22 protein-coding genes and 1 pseudogene are annotated in these 20,785 nt (G+C 63.4%); 17 read left to right on the forward strand and 6 right to left on the reverse strand.

The window, feature by feature from the left end:
* From EOA49_RS20770 to EOA49_RS20780, 3 genes are all read left to right on the forward strand, one after another.
* Positions 1–660: ABC transporter permease (locus tag EOA49_RS20770; RefSeq protein WP_164749257.1), on the forward strand; the 660-nt coding region annotated here is incomplete at its 5' end.
* On the forward strand, positions 657–1,433 hold the full coding sequence (locus tag EOA49_RS20775; RefSeq protein WP_066992195.1) for an ATP-binding cassette domain-containing protein: 777 nt from the start codon (positions 657–659) through the stop codon (positions 1,431–1,433). The genes EOA49_RS20770 and EOA49_RS20775, both read left to right, overlap by 4 nt.
* A gap of 1 nt (position 1,434) precedes the next feature.
* The gene (locus tag EOA49_RS20780) at positions 1,435–2,289 is read left to right on the forward strand and encodes a sugar phosphate isomerase/epimerase family protein (RefSeq protein ID WP_127239829.1); all 855 of its coding nucleotides are present in this window, start codon (positions 1,435–1,437) and stop codon (positions 2,287–2,289) included.
* A 5-nt stretch (positions 2,290–2,294) separates the two neighbouring features.
* Here EOA49_RS20780 and EOA49_RS20785 read toward each other — a convergent pair whose 3' ends face one another.
* Positions 2,295–3,953: a sulfatase-like hydrolase/transferase gene (locus EOA49_RS20785; RefSeq protein ID WP_127239828.1), complete on the reverse strand. Its 1,659-nt coding sequence runs from the start codon at positions 3,951–3,953 to the stop codon at positions 2,295–2,297.
* 145 nt (positions 3,954–4,098) lie between these two features.
* On the opposite strand from EOA49_RS20785, the gene EOA49_RS20790 reads away from it, so the two are divergent.
* The 5 genes and pseudogenes from EOA49_RS20790 to EOA49_RS20810 form a co-directional block, all read left to right on the forward strand.
* Complete coding sequence (locus tag EOA49_RS20790; RefSeq protein ID WP_127239827.1) at positions 4,099–5,088, forward strand: sugar phosphate isomerase/epimerase family protein; 990 nt, start codon at positions 4,099–4,101, stop codon at positions 5,086–5,088.
* Positions 5,085–5,954 (forward strand): MurR/RpiR family transcriptional regulator, encoded by an 870-nt coding sequence (locus tag EOA49_RS20795; RefSeq protein ID WP_127216180.1) that lies wholly within the window; start codon positions 5,085–5,087, stop codon positions 5,952–5,954. The genes EOA49_RS20790 and EOA49_RS20795 overlap by 4 nt, the downstream gene beginning before the upstream one ends.
* A gap of 13 nt (positions 5,955–5,967) precedes the next feature.
* A complete protein-coding gene (locus EOA49_RS20800; protein WP_127243327.1) occupies positions 5,968–6,903 on the forward strand; it encodes a PfkB family carbohydrate kinase in 936 nt (311 codons plus the stop codon).
* A 56-nt stretch (positions 6,904–6,959) separates the two neighbouring features.
* Positions 6,960–7,775 carry a 3-oxoadipate enol-lactonase gene (gene pcaD / locus EOA49_RS20805; RefSeq protein WP_127239826.1) on the forward strand — a complete coding sequence of 272 codons (816 nt, stop codon included), beginning with the start codon at positions 6,960–6,962 and terminating at the stop codon, positions 7,773–7,775.
* Positions 7,776–7,835: 60 nt separating this feature from the next.
* Positions 7,836–7,997: pseudogene (locus EOA49_RS20810) on the forward strand (4-hydroxybenzoate 3-monooxygenase); the annotation flags it as partial.
* A gap of 13 nt (positions 7,998–8,010) precedes the next feature.
* Here the strand turns inward: EOA49_RS20810 and pcaF are convergent.
* The 5 genes from pcaF to EOA49_RS20835 form a co-directional block, all read right to left on the reverse strand.
* Positions 8,011–9,216 carry a 3-oxoadipyl-CoA thiolase gene (gene pcaF / locus EOA49_RS20815; protein ID WP_127239825.1) on the reverse strand — a complete coding sequence of 402 codons (1,206 nt, stop codon included), beginning with the start codon at positions 9,214–9,216 and terminating at the stop codon, positions 8,011–8,013.
* Complete coding sequence (locus EOA49_RS20820; protein WP_127243328.1) at positions 9,216–10,016, reverse strand: CoA-transferase subunit beta; 801 nt, start codon at positions 10,014–10,016, stop codon at positions 9,216–9,218. The genes pcaF and EOA49_RS20820 overlap by 1 nt, the downstream gene beginning before the upstream one ends.
* Positions 10,013–10,870, reverse strand: a complete 858-nt coding sequence (locus EOA49_RS20825) for a CoA transferase subunit A (protein ID WP_127239833.1) — start codon at positions 10,868–10,870, stop codon at positions 10,013–10,015. The genes EOA49_RS20820 and EOA49_RS20825 overlap by 4 nt, the downstream gene beginning before the upstream one ends.
* A gap of 194 nt (positions 10,871–11,064) precedes the next feature.
* Positions 11,065–11,280: a hypothetical protein gene (locus tag EOA49_RS20830; RefSeq protein ID WP_245460758.1), complete on the reverse strand. Its 216-nt coding sequence runs from the start codon at positions 11,278–11,280 to the stop codon at positions 11,065–11,067.
* 191 nt (positions 11,281–11,471) lie between these two features.
* Positions 11,472–13,055 (reverse strand): 4-hydroxyphenylacetate 3-hydroxylase N-terminal domain-containing protein, encoded by a 1,584-nt coding sequence (locus EOA49_RS20835; protein WP_126061718.1) that lies wholly within the window; start codon positions 13,053–13,055, stop codon positions 11,472–11,474.
* A 230-nt stretch (positions 13,056–13,285) separates the two neighbouring features.
* On the opposite strand from EOA49_RS20835, the gene EOA49_RS20840 reads away from it, so the two are divergent.
* The 9 genes from EOA49_RS20840 to EOA49_RS20880 form a co-directional block, all read left to right on the forward strand.
* Positions 13,286–13,891: an FAD synthetase gene (locus EOA49_RS20840; protein ID WP_127239823.1), complete on the forward strand. Its 606-nt coding sequence runs from the start codon at positions 13,286–13,288 to the stop codon at positions 13,889–13,891.
* On the forward strand, positions 13,878–14,402 hold the full coding sequence (locus EOA49_RS20845; protein ID WP_126061716.1) for a flavin reductase family protein: 525 nt from the start codon (positions 13,878–13,880) through the stop codon (positions 14,400–14,402). The genes EOA49_RS20840 and EOA49_RS20845 overlap by 14 nt, the downstream gene beginning before the upstream one ends.
* A 40-nt stretch (positions 14,403–14,442) precedes the next feature.
* On the forward strand, positions 14,443–15,312 hold the full coding sequence (locus EOA49_RS20850; protein ID WP_127241831.1) for a dioxygenase: 870 nt from the start codon (positions 14,443–14,445) through the stop codon (positions 15,310–15,312).
* 59 nt (positions 15,313–15,371) lie between these two features.
* Positions 15,372–16,550, forward strand: coding sequence for a muconate/chloromuconate family cycloisomerase (locus tag EOA49_RS20855; protein ID WP_127241832.1), 1,179 nt, complete (start codon positions 15,372–15,374; stop codon positions 16,548–16,550).
* A gap of 77 nt (positions 16,551–16,627) precedes the next feature.
* Complete coding sequence (locus EOA49_RS20860) at positions 16,628–16,951, forward strand: hypothetical protein (protein WP_245460759.1); 324 nt, start codon at positions 16,628–16,630, stop codon at positions 16,949–16,951.
* Positions 16,948–17,817, forward strand: coding sequence for an alpha/beta hydrolase (locus EOA49_RS20865; RefSeq protein ID WP_127241833.1), 870 nt, complete (start codon positions 16,948–16,950; stop codon positions 17,815–17,817). Before EOA49_RS20860 ends, EOA49_RS20865 begins: the two co-directional genes overlap by 4 nt.
* A gap of 9 nt (positions 17,818–17,826) precedes the next feature.
* Positions 17,827–18,729 (forward strand): LysR family transcriptional regulator, encoded by a 903-nt coding sequence (locus tag EOA49_RS20870; protein ID WP_127241834.1) that lies wholly within the window; start codon positions 17,827–17,829, stop codon positions 18,727–18,729.
* 299 nt (positions 18,730–19,028) lie between these two features.
* Positions 19,029–19,754 (forward strand): GntR family transcriptional regulator, encoded by a 726-nt coding sequence (locus EOA49_RS20875; RefSeq protein ID WP_127241835.1) that lies wholly within the window; start codon positions 19,029–19,031, stop codon positions 19,752–19,754.
* A 2-nt stretch (positions 19,755–19,756) separates the two neighbouring features.
* A partial coding sequence (locus EOA49_RS20880; RefSeq protein WP_127241836.1) for an ADP-ribosylglycohydrolase family protein occupies positions 19,757–20,785 on the forward strand: 1,029 nt, incomplete at its 3' end.

Consider the following 20,785-nt stretch of genomic DNA (forward strand, 5'->3'; position numbering starts at 1 on the left):
ATTCTGGCCGGAAGTATCGCCGGCTACATCAACGGCCAACTGGTCACCCGCGCCTTCGTGCCGGCCTTCATCGTAACGCTCGGCATGCTGGGCCTTGCGCGCGGGCTGGCGCTCGTCATCTCGCAGGGCAGGGCGATCTACGGCCTGCCGCCGGAGATCGTCTATATCGGGCAAGGGAGGCCGCTCGGCATTCCGATGCCTGTCATCATCTTCGTGCTGACGGCGATCGTCGCGCATACGGTGCTTGCCTATACGCGCTTCGGCCGCCACACTTTGGCGCTCGGCGACAGCGAGGGCGCGGCGCGCGCAGCCGGCATCCGCGTCGAGCAGCATCGCCGCATCATCTACACGCTCTCCGGCGCGCTTGCCGGGCTTGCCGGTCTCTTGTTCACCGCCCGCGTCAATGCGGGCGACCCGACCGCCGGCATCAACTACGAACTCACCGCGATCACCGCGGCGATCATCGGCGGCACCAACCTGTTCGGCGGCCGTGCCTCGATCCTCGGCACCATGATCGGCGCTCTGATCATGGGCGTGCTGCAGAACGGGCTGACGCTGCTTGCCGTGCAATCCTATTACCAGCAGATGGCGATCGGCGCGGTTCTCATCCTCGCGGTCTTCATCGACCAGTATCAGGTGCGGAAGGAGTCGCGCGTATGACCCTGCTTTCGCTCCACAAGATCCGCAAAAGCTTCGGGGCGGTCGACGTGCTGCATGGCGTCGACCTGTCGGTCGCGGCCGGCGAGGTGGTCGGGCTGGTCGGCGACAACGGCGCCGGCAAGTCGACGCTGATGAAGACCATCACCGGCATCTACCGCGCCGACACCGGCTCGATCGAGTTCGACGGCAAGGACATCCTCGCTCTCGATCCCGGCCAGCGGCGCCGGCTCGGCATCGAGATGATCTACCAGGATCTGTCCTTGGCCAAGCAGCAGGACGTGGCCTCCAACATCTTCCTTGGCCGAGAGCCGACGAAAAGGCTGCTCGGCCTCTTCCCCGGCTTTGTCGACAAGACCGAGATGGATCGGCAGGCGGCGCGGATGATCGAGCGGCTCGGGGCGCACCTGCCGTCGATCAGTCGTTCCGTCGGCTCCTTCTCCGGCGGCCAGCAGCAGACGGTGGCGATCGCGCGGGCGCTCACCTTCAACCCGAAGCTCGTCATCATGGACGAGCCGACGGCGGCGCTCGCCGTGCGCGAGGTGCAGAGCGTGCTCGATCTCATCCGGCGGCTGAAGTCTGAAGGCATCGCCGTCATTTTGATCTCGCACCGGCTGAACGACGTGCTGTCGGTCACCGATCGCATCGTCGTGCTGCGCCACGGCAGGGCGGATGCCGATCTCGTCACCGCCAAAACCAACATGAACGAAGTCGTCAGCCGCATCGTCGGCGGCGGCGATACGGCCGCCGCGGCGGCGCACGAGCAACGAGGCTGATATGAATGTTTTCGGACTGCACACTTTCGCCATCGCCCCGGTCTGGGATCTGGCCCGCATCGAGCCGCAGATGGACCGGCTGAAGGAGCTCGGCATCGGCCTGATGGAGATCCCGCTGCTCAGACCCGAGGAGATCGACACCAAGCGCACGCGCGGTTTTGCAAACCATTATGGCGTGCAGCTCATTCCCTCGCTCGGCTTGCCGCGCGCGCTCGACGTGGTGGAGCGGCCGGAAGAGGCGCTCGACTTCCTGCAGCCGGCCTTCAACGTCTGCAACGAGGTGGGCGCCGAGGCGCTCGGCGGCGTCACCTATGGAACGATCGGCAAGACCACCGGCCGGGCGCCGACGCAGCGGGAGATCGACGGCATGTGCCGCTTCCTCGAACGGGCGGCAAAGTCGGCGAAGGCCCGCAGCCTGAAGCTCGGCATCGAACCCTGCAACCGCTACGAGACGCATCTGATCAACCGCGGCGTCGACGCGGCGCGCATCATCGAGCGCATCGGCGCCGACAACATCTTCATCCATCTCGACACCTACCACATGCATATCGAGGAAGAGAGCTTCGCGGCCGGCTTCGAGGCGGCGGCGCCCTTCCTCGGCTATGTGCATGTGTCGGAGGCCAATCGCGGCGTGCCGGGGCGCGGCATGCTGAACTGGGCAGCCTGCATGAAGGCGATCGCCGATATCGGCTATGCGGGCCCGATCACGCTCGAAAGCATGAACCATGTCGACGTCGACATCGCCGGGGGGCTCGCGGTATGGCGTCCGGTGGCGGAAGACCCGCGCGACGTCATCGAGGTGGGGCTGCCCTTCCTGCGCGAGGAAGCGAAGAAGGCGGGGCTGACACTCGGGTAACGAAGCTAGTTGCCCCGGCGCGTCAGCCAGCGGCGACGCGCCTCCAGCTGTTCGGCGAGTTCGGCCTCGTCCCAGTAGCCGATGAGCACGCCGGAGCCGATGATCGGGTCGAAATGCCCGACCTTGTCGTCGATCTGTGTCAGCCACTCGTCGGGGACGGTAATGCGGTTGTTGGGCAGCGCCAGCCAGCGCATTAGCATTTTGCGCAGCCGCTCGATATCGCCGGCGGCCGATGGCTCGCGGCCGAGGTCGCGCAATTCGCCCGGGTCGTTGTGGAGATCGAAGAACATCGGCTCGACACCTTCGCCATGGACGAGTTTGAAGCGGCCGTCGGTGATCATGTAGAGCTTGCAGCCCGAAACCGGCATGACGAGCTTCAGCCGCGCCGCATCGCCGCTGTAGTCATATTCGCTGACGGCATAGTTGCGCAGGCTCTTCCGCTCACCCGAAGTCAGCGACAGCAGCGAGCGGCCTTCGAGGACATGCGGCTTGGGCCTGCCGCCGAAATAATCGAGAAAGGTGGGCGCGAGATCGATCATCTCGACCAGCGCGTCCGACGTGGTTCCTCTTGTGACGTCGGCTTCCGGACGAGGATCGTAGACGATCATCGGCACCTTCACCGCGACGTCGTGGAACAGGTATTTCTCGCCGAGCCAATGGTCGCCGAGATAGTCGCCGTGGTCAGAAGTGAAGACGACAAGCGTGTTCTTGAATAGGCCGCGCTTCTCCATGAAGTCGAACAAATGGCCGAGCTGATCGTCGATCTGCTTGATCAGGCCCATGTAGCAGGGAACGACCGTTTCGCGGACCTCATCGCGCGAGAAGTTCTTCGAGTACCGCTCCTGCTGGAAGGCCTCGAAGATCGGGTTTGGCGAGACGCGCTCGGCTTCGCTGCGAACGGGCGGCTGGATCTCCGCCTTGCCGTACATGGCGTGGTAGGGCGCGGGCACGATATAGGGCCAGTGCGGCTTGATGTAGGAAAGATGCGCGCACCAGACTTCGCCCTTGGCCTCGGCGTCCTCAATGAAGCGCATGGCGCGGCGCGTCATGTAAGGCGTCTCGGAATGCTCCTCCGGAATGCGCGCCGCCTTGTCGGCATGGACGAGCAGCCAGCCGTTGAAATTCTCGCCATTCTCGCCTTCGCCGGAATTCGCCCAATGCTCCCAAGGATTTTCGGCCTCGAAGCCGTGCTGGCGCAGATAGGAGTCGTAGGCCGGATCGGGGTCGTAGCTGGTCGAGGGGTGCAGGCCGTCATCGCGCTCGAACGGCTCGAAGCCGCATTCCGCGACACGCACGCCGATGACGGAATCCTTGGCGATGCCGAGGCGCTCCATCCCTTCCTCGTCGGCCTTCATATGTGTCTTGCCGATGAGCGCACAACGCACGCCGACCTCGCGCAGATGGTCGCCCAGCGTCGGCTCGCCGACTCTGAGCGGCACGCCATTATGCGTCGAGCCGTGCGAGCGGACGTAGCGGCCGGTATAAGCGCTCATGCGCGAGGGGCCGCAGACCGTCGATTGCACATAGGCATTGGTGAAACGCACGCCGCGGCTGGCGAGCCGGTCGATGTTCGGCGTCGTCAGACTCTTGTGCCCGGCGCAGCTCAGATAATCGAACCGCAGCTGGTCGCACATGATGAAAAGGACGTTGCGTTTCGAGGTCATTGCTGCCCGTCGGAATGGTTCTCGAACCCGGTAATGCCAGAACAATCAGCGCATGCCAACCAGGGCAACCAGCCTGTACAGCTCACCAGAGAACTTTACAAAATCATTTTTTCATGTGAAGTCTCAGGCATCCCAAGGATCCCAAATGACATCCCACCGTTTTGCCACCCGTCTCAATTCCTTCGCCTCGCGGCCTGAGGCGGAGTGGGCCGGGCTTACCGGGAAGCCCTCGGTGCTGCAGATGGCGGCGCGGGCGGCTAAGGTCGAGGGGCTCACCGATCTCGACCTCAACTTTCCCGACCATATCGGTGAAAACCCCAGGGAAATCGCACGGAGGCTTGGTGATCTCGGGCTTTCCATCAATGGCTTCGCGATGCGCTACTATTCCAATCCCGCCTTCAAGCTCGGCGCGTTCACCAATCCCGATCCGGCAGTGCGGCGTGAAGCCATCGACCTCACCAAGGCTGGCATCGACGCGGCGCGAGAGGCCGGCGCCGGTCTCATGACGTTGTGGCTGGGGCAGGATGGTTTCGACTACGCTTTCCAAGCCGACTACGCGACACTTTGGCAACACGAAATCGACGGTATTCGTGAAGTTGCGTCGCATGACCCCGATTGCGCCTTCAGCCTCGAATATAAGCCGAACGAGCCGCGTTCCTATTCGCTGATGCCGGATGCCGCGACCACGTTGCTGGCGATCCGCGAGGCCGGCCTGCCCAATCTCGGCGTCACCCTCGACTTCGCGCATGTTCTTTATGCCGACGAGCAACCGGCCTTTGCCGCCGCTCTTGTCGCCCGTCACAGCAGGTTGCTCGGTGTTCATCTCAACGATGGCTACGCCAAGCGCGACGACGGCCTGATGGTCGGCGCCGTGCACACGCTGCAGACCATCGAGCTGCTGCGCCAGATACGCAGGGACGGCTACGCCGGTGCCATCTATTTCGACACCTTTCCGGACATGACCGGTCTCGACCCGGTGCGCGAATGCGAGGTCAACATCGCCACCGTCAAGCGCATGTTGCGGGTCGTCGAGCGGCTGGAGCGGGACAATCGGTTGGCGGCTGCCCTCGACGGGCAGGACGCGGTTACCTCGCAGGCTATCGTCCAGGAAATCCTGCTCGGAGCTGCAGGATGACGTCCGCGGATCTCCGGGCCGTGGGGCCGCGCATCCGCATGATGATGCCGCATCTCACACCGCTGGAGGCAAAGGTGGTGGAAACCGTGTTCGGCCGCCGCGGATTCGACGAGACGATCCCTTTGAAGGAGATCGCTGACGAGGCCGGCGTCTCCGAGGCGATGGTGGTGAAGATTGCCAAGAAGCTGGGCTTCTCCGGCTATCGCGACTTCCGGACGGCAGTCTGCGAATACAGCCGCTCGCCGACCGCCGAGATGCACCGGGAACTCTCCGTCGACGACAGTTCGGCCGAGATCGTGCAAAAGGTCTTCCGCACTTCGATACAGGCGCTGGAGGAAACGCTGGCGATCCTTGACATCGGCGATTTCGACCGGGCCGCCGACCTCATTTATCGATCCAGAAATCGCGACTTCTATGGCGTCGGCGGCTCGGCTCAGATCGCCCGGGACGTCTCGCACAAGTTCCTGCGGATCGGCGTCCGCGCGGCGGTTTACGACGATTCCCACATGATGCTCATGTCGGCGTCGCTCCTCGGCGCCGAAGACATTGCCGTCGGCTTTTCCCATTCCGGCAACAGCAGCGCGGTGATTGATGCCGTTCAGCTCGCCAAGAAGAACGGCGCCCGCACGCTTGCCATAACCAACTACGCCAACTCGCCGCTGGCAGCCGAGGCGGATGTCGTGCTCTGCTCGACCGCGCGGGGGTCGCCGCTGATGGGCGAGAATGCGGCCGCCCGTATCGCCCAGCTCAACATCCTGGATGCGCTGTTCGTCGCGGTGGCGCAGCGCGACTACCAGGCGGCGGAGCACAATCTCGGCCGCACCATGTCGGCAGTGACGTCGAAACGGCGAGACAAGTACAGATGAAAGATCGTCGCGGATGAGTGTTGCTTCAGCGGGGCTGGTGGCCGTGTTCGGCGGCCTGCATTACGACATCCTGGTCGACGCACCGGATCGTCCGCGCAAGGGCGAGACGGTGACCGGTTTCGGATGGCAGCCGAAATGCGGCGGCAAGGGCGGCAATCAGGTCCTGTCGGCGGCGCGTGCGGGTGCGAGGTCGGCGATGATCGGCGCCGTCGGCGACGACGATTTTGGCTGCGCGCTCCTCGCCAATCTCAGCCGCAGCAATGTCGAGCACCGCTTCGTGCGAGTGGAACCGGGCATCGGATCAGGCATGAGCGTTGCCATTTTCGACGACGATGGCGACTACGGCGCGGTGATCGTTTCCGGCAGCAATCTGACACTCGGCGAAAAGGATGTCGCGGCGGCCGCCGGTCTGCTCGCGCAGGCTGAGGTGCTGTTGCTGCAGAACGAAGTGCCGGAAATCGCCAACATCGCTGCCGCGCGCGCGGCGAAGGCTCACGGCTGCTGCGTCGTGCTCAACGCGGCGCCGGCCCGGCCGCTGCCCGCCGAACTCACCGGGCTCGTCGACATCGTGATCACCAACGCCATAGAGGCGGAGTTCCTGGCCGGCATTCCGGTCGTCGACACGCTTGAAGGCGCGGCTGAGGCAGCGCGGCAATTGGCAATCGTTTATCCGGCTGCAATCGTCACCGCCGGCGGCGATGGCGTCGCCTATCACGATCGCGATGGCCGCGCCTTTGCGCTCGCTGCCATTCCGGTGAAGGTGGTCAGCACCCATGGCGCAGGTGACGAATTCGTCGGTGCCTTTGCGGCTGCGCTTGCTCGCGGCGAGCCCACCGAGGCCGCCATCGCCGCCGCGAATGCCGCCGCCGCCCTGCTGGTCTCGACCCCGGAGGCGGATCGCCAGACGCCCCCTCAAAAGATCCAATGCGGCGTGCACCGTCCAGAGTAGCCCTCGGTTTACCGATCTAGACAACTGGTGCAATGTTGGTTTGGAGGATCGAGATCGTGCCATTCGTCAGTATCGGCGGCATTGCGTTGCACCATCGCCTTATCGCCGGGACGGCTGCTGCGCGCCCGATCATCTTCATCAATTCGCTCGGCACCGACTTGCGGATCTGGGACGATGTCGTCGCACGGCTGGCCGGTGAGATGCCGATGCTCGTCTATGACAAGCGCGGCCACGGACTTTCCGACATCGGCAGCGGCGTGCGCTCGATCGACGACCATGTCGACGATCTGAGCGCGCTCATCGATTGCTTCGGCTTCCAGAAGGTCGTGCTTTTTGGCCTGTCGGTCGGCGGCATGGTCGCGCAGGGGTTCTATGCACGGCGGCCCGAACTCGTCGAAGCGCTGATCCTCAGCGACACCGCGCACAAAATAGGTACCGCCGAGAGCTGGAACAGCCGCATCGCGACGGTCGAGCGTGACGGCATCGAGGCGATTGCCGATGGCATCATGAAGGTGTGGTTCACGCCGGATTTTCATGCCAACCGCGTCGCAGAACTTGCCGGTTGCCGCAACATGCTGACCAGGCAGGCGCTGCCAGGTTACATCGGCACGTGTATGGCGGCTCGCGACGCGGATTTCACCGACAGCGCGCGCCGCATCGCGGTGCCGACGCTCTGCATCGTCGGCGACCAGGACGGCTCGACGCCGCCCGATCTCGTGCGCTCGCTTGCCGACCTGATCCCCGGCGCGCGCTTCGAGCTGATCCGCGGCGCCGGGCACATTCCCTGCATCGAGCAGCCCGACGCGCTCATTGCCCTGATCCGCGCCTTCGTCGCGTCGTTGCCTGAGGGGAAGCCTCTCCATGGACGATGACGCAAACAATGCCAACCAATACCGGACCGGGCTCGAGGGCGACGCCATCGCATCGATTGCGAGGCGGTGCGCTTCTCCTGGTGGATGACGACGATCCTTCACCGCTTCCCCGAGGCGGGTGAGTTCGGTCAGCGCGTCCAGGAAGCCGAGCTCAATTATCTCGTACACTCCAACGCCGCCTCGACCGCGCTGGCGGAGAACTATGTCGGCCTGCCTTACTGAGCGGGCCGAGCCGTCAGACCCGTTCCAGTGCAATCGCAATGCCCTGGCCGACGCCGATGCACATGGTGGCCAAAGCGCAGCGTCCGCCGCGCTCGCGTAGCTCCAGCGCCGCCGTGCCGGTGATGCGCGCGCCCGACATGCCGAGCGGATGACCGAGCGCGATCGCGCCGCCGTTGGGGTTCACATGCTCCGCCTGCTCGGAAATTCCGAGTTCGCGCAGCACGGCAACGCCTTGCGAGGCGAAGGCTTCGTTCAACTCGACGACGTCGAATTGGTCAGGCCTCAAGCCGAGACGGGCGCAGAGCTTTTTGGTTGCCGGCGCGGGACCGATACCCATGATGCGCGGCGCGACGCCGGCAACAGCACCGCCGAGAATGCGGGCGATCGGCGTCAGGCCATGTTTCCTGGCAGCCGCTTCGGAGGCGATGATCAGCGCAGCAGCACCATCATTGACGCCGGAGGCATTGCCGGCGGTCACCGTGCCGCCCTGGCGGAACGGCGTCGGCAGCTTGGCCAGCGCCTCGACGGTCGTGCCGGCGCGCGGATGTTCGTCCTTCGAGACAACGATCGCATCGCCCTTTTTCTGAGGGATCGTCACCGGCGTGATTTCTTTCGCCAGCCGGCCACTGGCCTGCGCGGCCACCGCCTTGTCCTGGCTGCGCACGGCGAAGGCATCCTGGTCGGCGCGTGAGATGGCAAAATCCTCGGCGACGTTCTCGCCGGTCTCCGGCATGGAATCTACGCCATACTGTTTCTTCATCAGCGGATTGATGAAGCGCCAACCGATGGTGGTGTCGTGGATCTCGGCGTTGCGCGAGAAGGCGGTGTCGGCCTTCGGCATGACGAAAGGCGCGCGGCTCATCGATTCCACGCCGCCGGCAAGCATCAGCTCGGCCTCGCCGGCCCTGATGGCCCGGGCGGCGATGGTGACGGCATCCATGCCCGAGCCACAGAGCCGATTGATCGTGGAGCCCGGAATGTCCTGGGGAAGGCCGGCCAGCAGCAACGCCATCCGCGCCACGTTGCGGTTGTCCTCGCCGGCCTGGTTGGCGCAGCCAAAGACGACGTCGTCGACCGCGGCCCAGTCGACGCCCAGGTTGCGCTCGACCAACGCCTTCAGCGGAATGGCGGCGAGATCGTCGGCTCGCACCGAGGATAGCGCGCCGCCAAAACGGCCGATCGGCGTGCGGATGTAGTCGCAGATGAAGGCATCAGTCATTATGCAGCTTTCCCTTTGGCGGTACCCGCATGCGCGGCCTTGCTGCGCGCCTGCAAATCGCGCAATGTCTTCAGCTCGAGTTCCGTCGGCGCCGGCGTCTCGTCAAGCGCCTGGGCAAACTTTGCTTCCCAGCCACAGGTCGCCTGCACCTCTTCGCGGGTGACGCCGGGATGCAGCGACACGACGGTGAATTCCTTGGTGACACGGTCCGGCTTCCAGACGGCGAGGTCGGTGATCAGCAAGGTCGGACCGGCGGTGTCGATGCCGAGCCGCTTGCGGGGGTCGCCACCCTCGCCATGGCCGAAGGAGGTGAAGAAGTCGATCTTTTCGACCATGCCGCGCTTCGACTGCGCCATGGTGATGTAGACCTCTCGCGAGGAGGTGGCGATTTCCGGCGCGCCGCCGCCGCCGGGCAGCCGCGTTTTGGGATGCGCATAGTCGCCGATGACTGTAGTGTTGATGTTGCCGAATTTGTCGAGCTGGGCGGCGCCAAGGAAGCCGATGGTGATGCGGCCGCCCTGCAGCCAGTAGCGGAACATCTCCGGCACCGCGACGGTGGTGACCGCCGTCTCGCACAATTCGCCGTCGCCGATCGACAGCGGCAAAACGTGGGGCGCGGTGCCGATGGTGCCGCTCTCGTAGATCAGTGTGATGTCGGGCGCATGCGTCAGCCGCGCGACATTGCAGGCGGCCGACGGCGCCCCGATGCCGACAAAGCAGACATCGTCGTTCTTCAGCGCACGGCTGGCGGCGATCGTCATCATCTCGCTGGGGGTGAAGCCCAGATCATTCTCGCTCATGCGGCTTTCCTCAGATGCTCGACGCGAGCCGCGAAGTCGTCTGCGCTGCTCTCGATGACGTTCTTCTGCATCCATGCCTGGAAGCGGTTGCGGTCGGCGGCGATCTCGTCCCATTCGAGATAGGCGGAGTTGTCGCGCTCGTAATAGCCATGCGTGTAGGAGGGATGGGAGCCGCCCGGCACGATCGAGATTGCCGCGATCGTCCAATTCGGCAGCACGGTGAGATTGGGATGCAGATCGTCGAAACTGTCGACCACTTCTTCGACCGTCACCACGGCGCGTTTGGCCGCGAGCACGGCCTCCTTCTGGATGCCGATGATGCCCTCGACCAGCACATTGCCTTTGCGGTCGGCCTTCTGCGCGTGGATGAAGGCGACGTCGGGCCGGATCGCCGGAACGGCAGCTAGCACCTCGCCGGTAAACGGGCAGGTTATGGACTTGATGTTTGCATTGATGGCGGCAAGGCCTGCGCCGCGATAGCCGCGGAACACCGCGCAGGGCAGGCCGGCGGCACCCGCCTCATAGGCGTTGGCCATGCCGGCGTGGCTGTGCTCCTCGACCTCGATCGGCCGTGGAAAGCCGTTCTCGATGGCGTCGCGAACGCGCCTGAGCAGGCCGACGCCGGGATTGCCGAGATAGGAGAAGACGATCTTCTTGGCCATGCCCATGCCGATCATCTGATCGTAGATCAGGTCGGGCGTCATGCGGATCAGCGTCAGTTCGCGAAAGCCCTGGCGGATCGCCTCATGCGCGGCGGCGGTCGGGATCAGATGGGTGAAGCCCTCGAAGGCGACCGCGTCGCCATCATGCAGGTTCTCCGCGACGGCCTCTTTCAGCGGCAGGAACTTGACCATCGTGGCGGCTCCGGGGATTTCAGTTTGCATTGCGGACACAAGTTTTCCATGGGCAATGCTGCGCGTCGAGAAATTCTTCGTTTGATTAGCAAGGCTAACCGCCGAAAGTCGGCGCTGCCCCTCATCGCCCTGCCGGTGTAAAACCGATAGATGGGTAACACTTTGAACCGGATACATAGGTAACAGTTCTCCCCCTATGCGTCCGTCGCAGCGCCAAGCGGATTGGTTGGCGCGGCGCTGCGACGGACAAACTTCATACGTCTGTTGTCGATAATGCCGAGCGGATGGGCATGGAAGGAAAGTGCCCATTGGCCGTCCTCGGTTTCAATCGCGGCGACGGCTTCGCCGGCCAGTGATTGTGAGACATAGATAAAGCCGCCATTCCATCTGATCTCGCCATTGTGGCGCACGCGGCGGACCGCGGCCTCGGCCGGGTAGTAAGGGGCCGAGCGTGGTGGAAAGTGGAGTTGGTTTAGGTTCGCTCGCCCCGGGCCGCACGTAGGTCCACGGCAAGCATTTTTCCCCGGTCTCGCAGCCTTGTCATGGGGCCTCGGAGAGGAGGGTTGGGACCGCTCCTCCACGAGGGAACGGTCCCATCATCCTACGCCGCCTGAACGGTGCCTCGGCCGACGAGGCTGATGTCGTCCGGATTGATGAGGTCCGAACTCGTCCAGCCGGAAAGATCATATTCGCTCATGCAGTCCTTCACGATCGATTGCATCGAAGCCAGATCTCCGGTCGCGGCAGCGGCGTTCAGGGTTTCAATCCTCAGGTTCTCATAGTTGCCGGCATAGTTTCGTTCATACAGTTCGTGTCGTCCGCCGAATTCGGTTCCGATGGCGTCCCAAAGCAGTTTCAGCAGCTTGACGCGGTCAAGCGCTGCGTAACCGTTCGAACCGCGCACGAAGCGGTCGAGATAGGGCCGGATCGCCTCGCTCTCGAAATCGGCTGAACTCGACGGCAGGTAGATCAGGCCGCTGGCGACGTGCCGTTCGATGAGCTCCTTGATCCTGGGGTAAGCCACCGGTGCCAGCACGCGGTAAGCAAGCCCGGCATTGAGGTTGGGGAGGTTGTAGCCGTCGGTACCGTCCCATGGAACCGGCGATTTGACCATGGCGTCGCCGAGCGCATGGAAGGTGTTGCGCCATGCGATGACTTCGCCGACGCCTGCCTGGACGCCGCGAAAGTCCTTTGATCCCGTCGCCTCGACAGCCATCGAAAACAATCCGGCGATGAAGTCCAGTTTCACCGACAGGCGCGTCAGGCCATGCAGGGTGAAGCGCGGGACGAAGCCTGATGCCGGGAAGAACTGGTTGATCTTGTCGACGTCGCCATAGATGAAGATGTTTTCCCACGGAACCAGAACCTTGTCGAAGACCAGGATCGAGTCGTTCTCGTCCAGACGGCTGGAGAGCGGATAGTCGAAGGGCGATCCGGTTGCCGCCGCGTTGAACTCGTAGGACGAGCGGGCGATCAGCTTGATGCCGGGCGAGTCCATGGGCGCGGTGAAGATCAGCGCGAAGGACTTGTCCTTGATCGGGATGCCGTAATGGGCGATGAAGTTATAGTGGGTGAGCGCTGAGCCGGTCGCCACGACTTTCGCGCCCGACACCACCACCCCCTTGTCCGTTTCCTTGTCCACATGCATGAACACGTCGCGGACTTCCTCGATCGGGCGGTCCCGGTCGATCGGAGGGTTGACGATGGCGTGGTTCCAGTAGTCGAGACGTTCCTGGGTGCGGGCATACCAGTTGCGGGCGTTCCCGGCATAGTCTCCGTAGAAGGCCGAATTGGCGCCGAGCGTGCCAAGGAAAGAAGCCTTGTAGTCGGGCGAACGTCCCATCCAACCGTAGGAAACCTTCTGCAAATCGGCGATCGCATCGCGCGACCTGACCAGATCCTCGGTAGTCTTGGAGCCGAGGAAAAAGGGGTGCGTCAGCTTCCCCGAGCCGGTGTCCGTCAACACGCCGATCTCGTTCTTCTTTTCGTGGAAGCGGTCGTACCAGCGCGCAACCATGCGGGCCGAGTTGCGGAACGCCGGATGTTGGGTGACATTCTTGACGCGCTCGCCATAAATATAGATTTCGCGGCCGTCCTGGATGCTCTCCAGGAATTCGGAACCGGTGTAGGCATCGGTTCCCGGTGCTTGGGTATCAAGCACCGGCTTGGTAGCCAGATTATGCATATCCTGTACTCCTCCATTGGGCCGGTCCGGGCATTCGCTAGCCGGCGTCGGGCTTAGAAAAGGGTTCCTCTTCCCTTTCGAGGCCGGAGGCTACGCGCCGATGAAGTGCTAATGATAGGTATCATGCGATACCGGATCGGGTATCGCGGGCGTCGCCACCTAGCGTTAGATTTCTCACGTCGAGGGTGCCGAGAGGATGGCGCCCCCGGTCGCGAACATGGGAGGAGACCATGGTTCACTCCAGACAAATCGAGACGTCCGTCCATCGTGAGAACGTGCTCAGGCTTCCCGCCTGCGTCCTGACGATCGGGTCGTTCGACGGCGTGCATCGCGGGCATCAGGAACTGATCGGAACGGCGGTCATCGCCGCCCGCACGCTCGGTGTCGCGTCGGTGGTCTACACGTTCGACCCGCCTCCCAAGGCGCTGCTGTGCGGCGTCCGGCCGCTGACGTCGATCGAGGACAAGTTGGCGAGGATCAGCCTGCTGGGACCCGACCACATCATCGTCGCTCGCTTCGACGCGGCGTATCGGGCCCGCACGGCAGATGACTTCGTCGGCGAGATCGGCGCACTGACGCCGCGGGTCATCTGGGTCGGAGCAGACTTCCGGTTCGGTTCCTGCAAGAGCGGCGACCCGTTGCTCCTCGCTCGCTACTTCGACACCCGCATCCTTCCGGCCGTGCGTTGCGAGGCCGGAGAGATCGTGTCGAGCTCGCGTATCCGCGCCCTGATGGCCGAGGGACGCTCCGTCGAGGCCGAGATACTCGAAGGCTGGTCCGGCCGCTCATACGCGCGTGCTGTTCATGCAAGCGGGGGATCACATGTCACCGCTTGAGCAACGGACGTTCCGCGATGCATGCGGGCTTTTTGCCACGGGGGTCAACGTCATCACCACCCATTGGGATGGACACGACCACGGGATGACCGCCAATGCATTCATGTCGATCTCGCTCGACCCGCCGCTGATTGCGATCTCGATCGCCGAGAAGGCGCGCATGCTTGGAAAAATACAGGCCTCGGGCCGATTTGCTGTCAGTGTTCTGGCGTCCGGCAAGGACAAGATCGCCTGGCATTTTGCAGGCAAGCCCAATCCCGAGCTTCACGGCCTCTTCGATTCGCTCGACGGGCTGCCGGTCGTCCGCGGCGCGCTCGCCACCTTTTCGGCGGAAGTTCGCGACGAGATCCTTGCCGGCGATCACACGATCTTCGTCGGCCACGTCCGGGCGCTCAACTGGGACAGCAATGCCGATCCGCTGCTGTTCTTCAAAGGCAAGTTCGGCGCGCTCGAAGACACCCGCAAGGCCCCTGCAGGCATGCTGCAGATCGAAACTGAACTCATGTGGTGACGCCAAAAAGAAACCCACGCTGCCATTCAAGGAGGAAAATATGCGCAATGTGACCCAGCAAAACATCTCGGACGTTGTGATCGCAGCCTTGTCTTCGGATATCCCGGCGCGCAATCGCCAGATTCTTGAGAATCTGATCCGGCACATCCATGCGTTTTGCATCGAAACCAAGGTGACGCATGCCGAATTGATCCAGGCCTGCCAGTTCCTGGTTCGCGCCGGCCACATCTCGGATGACGCCCGCAACGAATTCATCCTGCTTTCCGACATCCTCGGAATAGAGGTCCTCGTCGACATGCTCGACCACACCGTCACGGACGGCGAAAGCGAGTCGACTGTGCTTGGGCCATTCTATCGCGAGAATCCGCCGGTGCTGCCGAAAGGCGCCTCGATCGTCCAGAAGAGCTTCGAAGGCTCTCAGAGCGTGCGCGTCAGCGGCACAATCAGCGACACGTCGGGGCGGCCCATTCCGGGCGTCATCATCGATGTGTGGGAAGACGCGCCGAACGGTCTCTACGAACAGCAGGATCCGGAGCAGCCCGATTATAATTTGCGGGGCCGTTTCCTCACCGATGAAGAGGGCCGGTACGAATTCGTCGGTATCCGCCCGGCGCCATATCCAATTCCCTACGACGGGGCGGCCGGTGAGTTGCTGAACTATATGGGCCACCATCCGTGGCGGCCGGGGCATATCCACTTCATGATCCAGAAGGACGGTTACCAAAGCCTGGTCTCGCAGATCTACGACGCCGACACGAAGTACCTCGACAACGATGCGGTCTTCGCCGTCAAGGAAAGCCTGATCGGCAAGTTGCACAAAGGGCCTGCCGGATCGGACACGGACCTGGTCATGGAATTCGACTTCAAGCTCAAGCCAAAGGCTGCCGAAATCGCCGTTGCGGCCGAATAACAGTCAGCAATCAACCCGCCTGGTGCTTGCCCAGGCGGGTTCTCCCGAGGGCAGTCGGTATGTCGATCAACGTCACCGAGAACATTCCACCGCGCGCCGCTCCCATGGAGCTTGGGCGCGACGCGCGGATCAGATCGATTGTCGCGACCATCATCGAGGCGCCGACACTCCGTCGCCACAAGCTTTCGAATACCGAGATAGCGCACCAAGGGTTCGTCCTCGTACGCGTCCAGCTTGAAAACGGCGTTACCGGGATTGGTGAGGCCTCCACGCTCGGAGGACCGCGCTGGGCTGAAGAAAGCGTGGAATCCATCTGGGCCGCCATAGCGAACTACCTCGAACCTGCGCTCGTTGGTCAGAACGCCATGCTCTTCGAAGCCAATGCCGTGCGCATGGCCAAGGCCGCAACGCGCAATTTCGCGGCAAAAGCAGCGGTGGAGTCGGCGCTCTTCGACGCCGTCGGCCATACGCTCGGCCTGCCTGCCAGTGCCTTGCTTGGCGGACAGGTCAGAGATCGGATGGGTGTCATCTGGGCGCTTGCCTCGGGTGATGCCGGGCAAGAACTCGAGGAGGCGAGGGAAAAGCTCCGGCTGCGCCACCACAAGGATTTCAAGATCAAGCTCGGCTTCAACTCGCCTGAGGCTGACATCGTGCGCTTGCAACATCTTCGTGCCGGCCTAGGTGACGACGTGAAGCTGATCGTCGATGTCAATCAGGCGTGGACCGAGGCGCTTTGCATCCGGCTTTTTCCTGCGCTTGAGGAACTCAATGTCGCGTTGATCGAGCAACCCGTTCAAGCAAGCCAACGCGAAGCGATGGCGCGCGTCGCGGCCCGCACGCGCATTCCGCTTCTCATCGACGAGGCAGCGTTCACCAATTCGGAGCTGGCCAGCGTGGCGACGCAGGCCTGCGGCAGCGTCTATTCGCTGAAGCTGGTCAAAAGCGGCGGCCTTCTGGAACTCAAGCGGGCCGCCGGCATCGCCCAGTCGTTTGGAATCGAGCTCTACGGCGGTTGCCTGCTGGAGAGCAGCATCGGCGCCGCGGCCCACATGGCCGTCTTCTCGACACTGCCTCGCCTCGAATGGGGGAGCGAACATTTCGGCCCGCGAATACTGGTCGAGGATCTCGTCGCTACGCCGCTGGTGTTCGAGGAGTTCGAAATACGCGTGCCGGCCGGGCCGGGGCTCGGTGTGACGCTGGACGAGGACAAGGTGCGCATGATGGCGCGTAAGATGTGAGACCGACCATGCCGCGCGTTCGAAACTTACGCCAGCGACTCGACGACATGGCGGCCGCCCTCGAGCGGAGACCTCATTTGCTGCGGCTTGGCCGCCTCTTCAACGAAACCATTTTGATCGAGGTCGACGAGGACGAATTCTACCTGACCTTCGAGAAGGGAAGGGTTGTCGAGATCAAGGAAGGTCCGAGCAAGAAGCTTCCTTGGCGGTTTGCGCTGCGAGCGAAGGGCGATGCATTACGCGAATTCTGGCAACCTCTGCCTAAGCCGGGTTTCCATGACATTTTCGGCCTGGTGAAATACGGAAACGGCAGCATCGACGGCGATATCCTGACGCTGGTCAAGAACTTGCGGTATTTCAAGGAATTCATGGCGTTGGGACGCAAGGAGGGTTTCTCATGAGATCTTCGATCGAGCCGGTCGTGGGCCGCTATGTCAATGTGACGGTTGGAAATGCCCGGCAGCGCATCTACTTCGAGGAAGCCGGCCAGGGCCGTCCGGTCGTGTGCCTTCACACGGCGGGCGCCGACACGCGGCAGTGGCGGTCCGTCCTGAACGATCAGGCATTCACCAGGTCCTACCGGTTCATCGCTTTCGACATGCCATGGCACGGAAAGTCGCTGCCGCCGGAGGGGTTCGAGACCGAGGAGTATCTGCTCTCGACCGAGACCTACATGGAGACGGTGCTGGCATTCTGCGGTGCGGCAGGGCTGGAAAAACCTTTGCTGGCCGGATGTTCGATGGGTGGGAGGATTGCGCTGCAACTGGCAGCCCTCCATCCTGAATCCTTTTCGGGTTTCATCGCGATCGAGGCGTCCGATTTCCAGCCGGCATGGTATGACATCGACTGGTTTCACCGGCCCGATGCGCATGGCGGCGAAATGGGCGCCGCCCTGGTCTCGGCCAACATCGCGCCGCAGGCGCCCGACGCAGAGCGTTGGACCACACTGTGGATGTTCATGCAGTCCGGGCCAGGCGTTTTTCGGGGAGACCTCAGCTTTTACACGTCCGATGACAGCCTCGTCGGCCGACTCTCGTCCATCGACACTCGGCGCACGCCCGTCCATATCATGTGCGGCGAGTACGACATGACCTGCACTCCTGAAGATGCGCAACGCACGGCAGCCGCGATCAAGGGTTCCACTCTTGCGATCATGAAGGATCTTGGTCATTTTCCGATGAGCGAGAACCCCACTGCCTTCAGGGCCTATTTCAAGGAGGCACTGGAAAGGGTCACGCGGGTGCCTGCGCGGCTGATGGATGCCTGACAGACGGCGATGGACTTCAAACGGCTGAGCTATTTCCTGGCAGTGGCCGAAGAACTTCATTTCGGGCGCGCCTCGGCGCGGCTCGGAATTGCTCAGCCTCCACTAAGCCGACAGATCGCCCAGTTCGAACGGGAGATCGGTGCGGTCCTGTTCGACCGCAGCCGCAGCCAGATTCGGCTCACCCAGGCAGGCGAATTGCTGCTGGAGCGGGCAAGGGAAATCCTCGAACGCGTCGACCAGACGGAACGCGAGGTGATGCGGATCGGCCAGGGCGTCGCGGGACGCCTGCGGATCGCGTTCGTCGGAACGGCAACCTTCGGTGTTCTGCCCAACATCATCAGGGCTTTCCGGGCCGCGCATCCGGATATCGAGCTGGCGCTTTCGGCCATGAACAATGCCGAGTTGCGACGAGCCCTGATTCAGCGGGAAATCGACATTGCGGTGGCGCGCCCGTCGATCGAAGACGCGGAGGTCAAAGCCGAAACGCTCATGAAGGAACCGCTCGTGCTGGCGCTTCCCGACAGCTATGCCAATCGTGAGCAACCATTCCATCTCGCAGATTTCAAGAATGCTACTTTCGTCCTCTTTCCGCGGCGCCCACGGCCAAGTTACGCGGACTATGTGCTCGACGTATGCAAGGTCGACGGCTTTGTTCCTGCCTTGCAGGTCATGGCCCAGGACTATCTTACAGCGATGAGCCTGGTTTCGGTTGGCGTCGGCATCTCGGTCGTGCCAGCATCGGTCAGTGAAAATCAGCGGCCCGGCATTGTCTATCGGAAATACGAAGGCCACAATCCGGGAACCGAGCTTTCACTCAACTATCGACGAGACAACCGCTCGCCGCATTTGTTCGGCTTTCTTGAATTGGCTCGGAAAATAGCGCGGGCTTCGCATTCGGGTCCGCCGGTCTGAATACGTCGCCTCGGTAATGCGATGATTGCGGACATGGCCGAAGTGGAACTGGTTTAGCTCAAGGCGTCGCCGCCTCGGCTTACGCCACCCGCGGCGTCTCGCGTTGCAGTTTGAGCAGGTTGCCGGCACGGCTGGCCACGATTTGCCACGCGCCTTTGGCGGGTTCCTCGCACCTTCTGCGACGCCGGCACAACAACAGGCAGGCGAGAGGAGCGCGACGGTCGTAACAACGACATTGACTCGCCGGTCCAAATCCAATATTGAACAGGATTATACAGGTTCATTGAACAGGTATTGATATGGCCCGTCGCGCGATGCAGCTCACCCCCGGCACGGGCAAGCCCGAGCAGATCGCGACTGTTCTGGAGCACGAGATCCGCTCCGGCGTGCTCGGTTTCGGCGACCGCCTGCAGAGCGAGAACGAGCTTGTTCAGCGCTTCTCCGTCAGTCGCAACACGGTCCGCAAAGGGCTGGAGGAGCTGTCCAATCGCGGACTGATCACCACCAAGGTCGGCATCGGCTCCTTCGTCACCTTCGACGGCATGCCGGTCGACGACGCGATCGGCTGGTCGCGCGCGCTTGCCAATGCCGGCGCCAATGCCGAGACCCGGACTCTGAGGCTCGAGGTCATCGAGGACGCCCAACTCGCGGCGAGACTCGGTGTCGAAAACCCGTCCTTCATCGCCGTCGACCGCGTGCGCACCAACGCGGACGACGGTCACGCGATCTCGATCGAGCGCAGCCGCCTGCCGCTGTCGCCCGAGTTGGAAGAGGTACCGCTGCGCGGGCTTCGCGAAGGCTCGCTGCACCAGACTTTGCGCGGCGCAGGGCTGGTGCCCGACCATGGCGAGGAGTGGGTCGACATCGAGATGCTGAGCGCCGCGGATGCCGCCATCCTCGACTGCGCGCCGGGCACGCCTTTCCTCAGGACGCGGCGGCTGACGCGCGCCGCCGACGGGCGCGCCATCGAATTCGTCACCAGCCTGCTCAACCCGGCGCATTTCGCGCTGCATCTGGAATTTTGAGCATGGGCGCGGCGGATATGATGGATCGGGCAATGGGCGCGCTCATCGGCGGCGCGCTGGGCGATGCGCTGGGCATGCCGACGCAGCTTCTGTCACCCGCCCGTATCGCCGAGCTTTACGGCCATGTCGACGATTTCGTCGTGCCCGCAGCCGACCATCCGGTGTCCAAGGGGCTGCCGGCAGGCGCCATTACCGACGATACCGAGCAGGCGCTGCTGCTTGGCCGCATCCTGGTCAGCTCCGGCGATCGCTTCGACCATGAGCGCTGGGTCAACGCGCTGCTCGATTGGGAGCGGGACGTCAAGGCGCGCGGCAGCTACGACCTGCTTGGCCCATCGACCAAGCGCGCCATCGATGCGATCAATGAGGGCGTGCCGGCGGAAGAGGCGGGACGCGGCGGCGACACCAATGGCGCTGCCATGCGCATCGCGCCTGTCGGCATCATGATGCCGCCGGAGCCGCTCGACGCGCTGGTCGCCAAGGTGGCCGAAACCTGCCGGGCCACGCATAACACTTCGATCGCCATTGCCTCCGCTGCCGCCGTCGCTGCTGCCGTCAGTCTCGGCGTTTCGGGCGGCGACTGGCGCGCCGCATCCGGCCATGCCGTCGCAGCGGCGAGACTCGGCGCCGCGCTCGGCCATTGGATGACCGGCGGCGATATCGCTGCGCGCATCCTCTGGGCGCAGGAGCTGGTTCGCGGCAAGACCGAGAACGACGCAATCAGGCTGATCGTCGACCTGGTCGGCACCGGCGTCGCCAGCCAGGAATCGGTGCCGGCGGCATTCGCGGTGCTGGAGGTGGCGCAAGGCGATGCATGGCGGGCAGCCGTCATTGCCGCCAATCTCGGTGGTGACACCGACACGATCGGCGCCATCGCCGCCGGCATGGCAGGCGCGTGCTCGGGCTTGTCGGGGCTGCCGCAGGATCGGATCGCCGGGCTCACCGGCATCGACCTTGCGGAAGTCCGCACGCTGACCAGCGATCTCGTCGCGGCGCGGGCGGCAAAGGCCGGCTCCGGCAAGGAGGTTGCC

This window comes from Mesorhizobium sp. M1A.F.Ca.IN.020.04.1.1, assembly GCF_003997315.1.
In the GTDB taxonomy this organism is placed as follows: domain Bacteria; phylum Pseudomonadota; class Alphaproteobacteria; order Rhizobiales; family Rhizobiaceae; genus Mesorhizobium.

What these genes read in the sequence shown, in the direction of transcription:
- pcaF (WP_127239825.1), bottom strand. Translation starts at nt 9,216, where the DNA reads ATGACTGATGCCTTCATCTGCGACTACATCCGCACGCCGATCGGCCGT.
- EOA49_RS20775 (WP_066992195.1), top strand. Translation starts at nt 657, where the DNA reads ATGACCCTGCTTTCGCTCCACAAGATCCGCAAAAGCTTCGGGGCGGTC.
- EOA49_RS20865 (WP_127241833.1), top strand. Translation starts at nt 16,948, where the DNA reads ATGAGATCTTCGATCGAGCCGGTCGTGGGCCGCTATGTCAATGTGACG.
- EOA49_RS20835 (WP_126061718.1), bottom strand. Translation starts at nt 13,055, where the DNA reads ATGCATAATCTGGCTACCAAGCCGGTGCTTGATACCCAAGCACCGGGA.
- EOA49_RS20785 (WP_127239828.1), bottom strand. Translation starts at nt 3,953, where the DNA reads ATGACCTCGAAACGCAACGTCCTTTTCATCATGTGCGACCAGCTGCGG.
- EOA49_RS20820 (WP_127243328.1), bottom strand. Translation starts at nt 10,016, where the DNA reads ATGAGCGAGAATGATCTGGGCTTCACCCCCAGCGAGATGATGACGATC.
- EOA49_RS20850 (WP_127241831.1), top strand. Translation starts at nt 14,443, where the DNA reads ATGCGCAATGTGACCCAGCAAAACATCTCGGACGTTGTGATCGCAGCC.
- EOA49_RS20800 (WP_127243327.1), top strand. Translation starts at nt 5,968, where the DNA reads ATGAGTGTTGCTTCAGCGGGGCTGGTGGCCGTGTTCGGCGGCCTGCAT.
- EOA49_RS20825 (WP_127239833.1), bottom strand. Translation starts at nt 10,870, where the DNA reads ATGGTCAAGTTCCTGCCGCTGAAAGAGGCCGTCGCGGAGAACCTGCAT.
- EOA49_RS20840 (WP_127239823.1), top strand. Translation starts at nt 13,286, where the DNA reads ATGGTTCACTCCAGACAAATCGAGACGTCCGTCCATCGTGAGAACGTG.
- EOA49_RS20795 (WP_127216180.1), top strand. Translation starts at nt 5,085, where the DNA reads ATGACGTCCGCGGATCTCCGGGCCGTGGGGCCGCGCATCCGCATGATG.
- EOA49_RS20875 (WP_127241835.1), top strand. Translation starts at nt 19,029, where the DNA reads ATGGCCCGTCGCGCGATGCAGCTCACCCCCGGCACGGGCAAGCCCGAG.
- EOA49_RS20845 (WP_126061716.1), top strand. Translation starts at nt 13,878, where the DNA reads ATGTCACCGCTTGAGCAACGGACGTTCCGCGATGCATGCGGGCTTTTT.
- EOA49_RS20870 (WP_127241834.1), top strand. Translation starts at nt 17,827, where the DNA reads ATGGACTTCAAACGGCTGAGCTATTTCCTGGCAGTGGCCGAAGAACTT.
- EOA49_RS20780 (WP_127239829.1), top strand. Translation starts at nt 1,435, where the DNA reads ATGAATGTTTTCGGACTGCACACTTTCGCCATCGCCCCGGTCTGGGAT.
- EOA49_RS20855 (WP_127241832.1), top strand. Translation starts at nt 15,372, where the DNA reads ATGTCGATCAACGTCACCGAGAACATTCCACCGCGCGCCGCTCCCATG.
- EOA49_RS20790 (WP_127239827.1), top strand. Translation starts at nt 4,099, where the DNA reads ATGACATCCCACCGTTTTGCCACCCGTCTCAATTCCTTCGCCTCGCGG.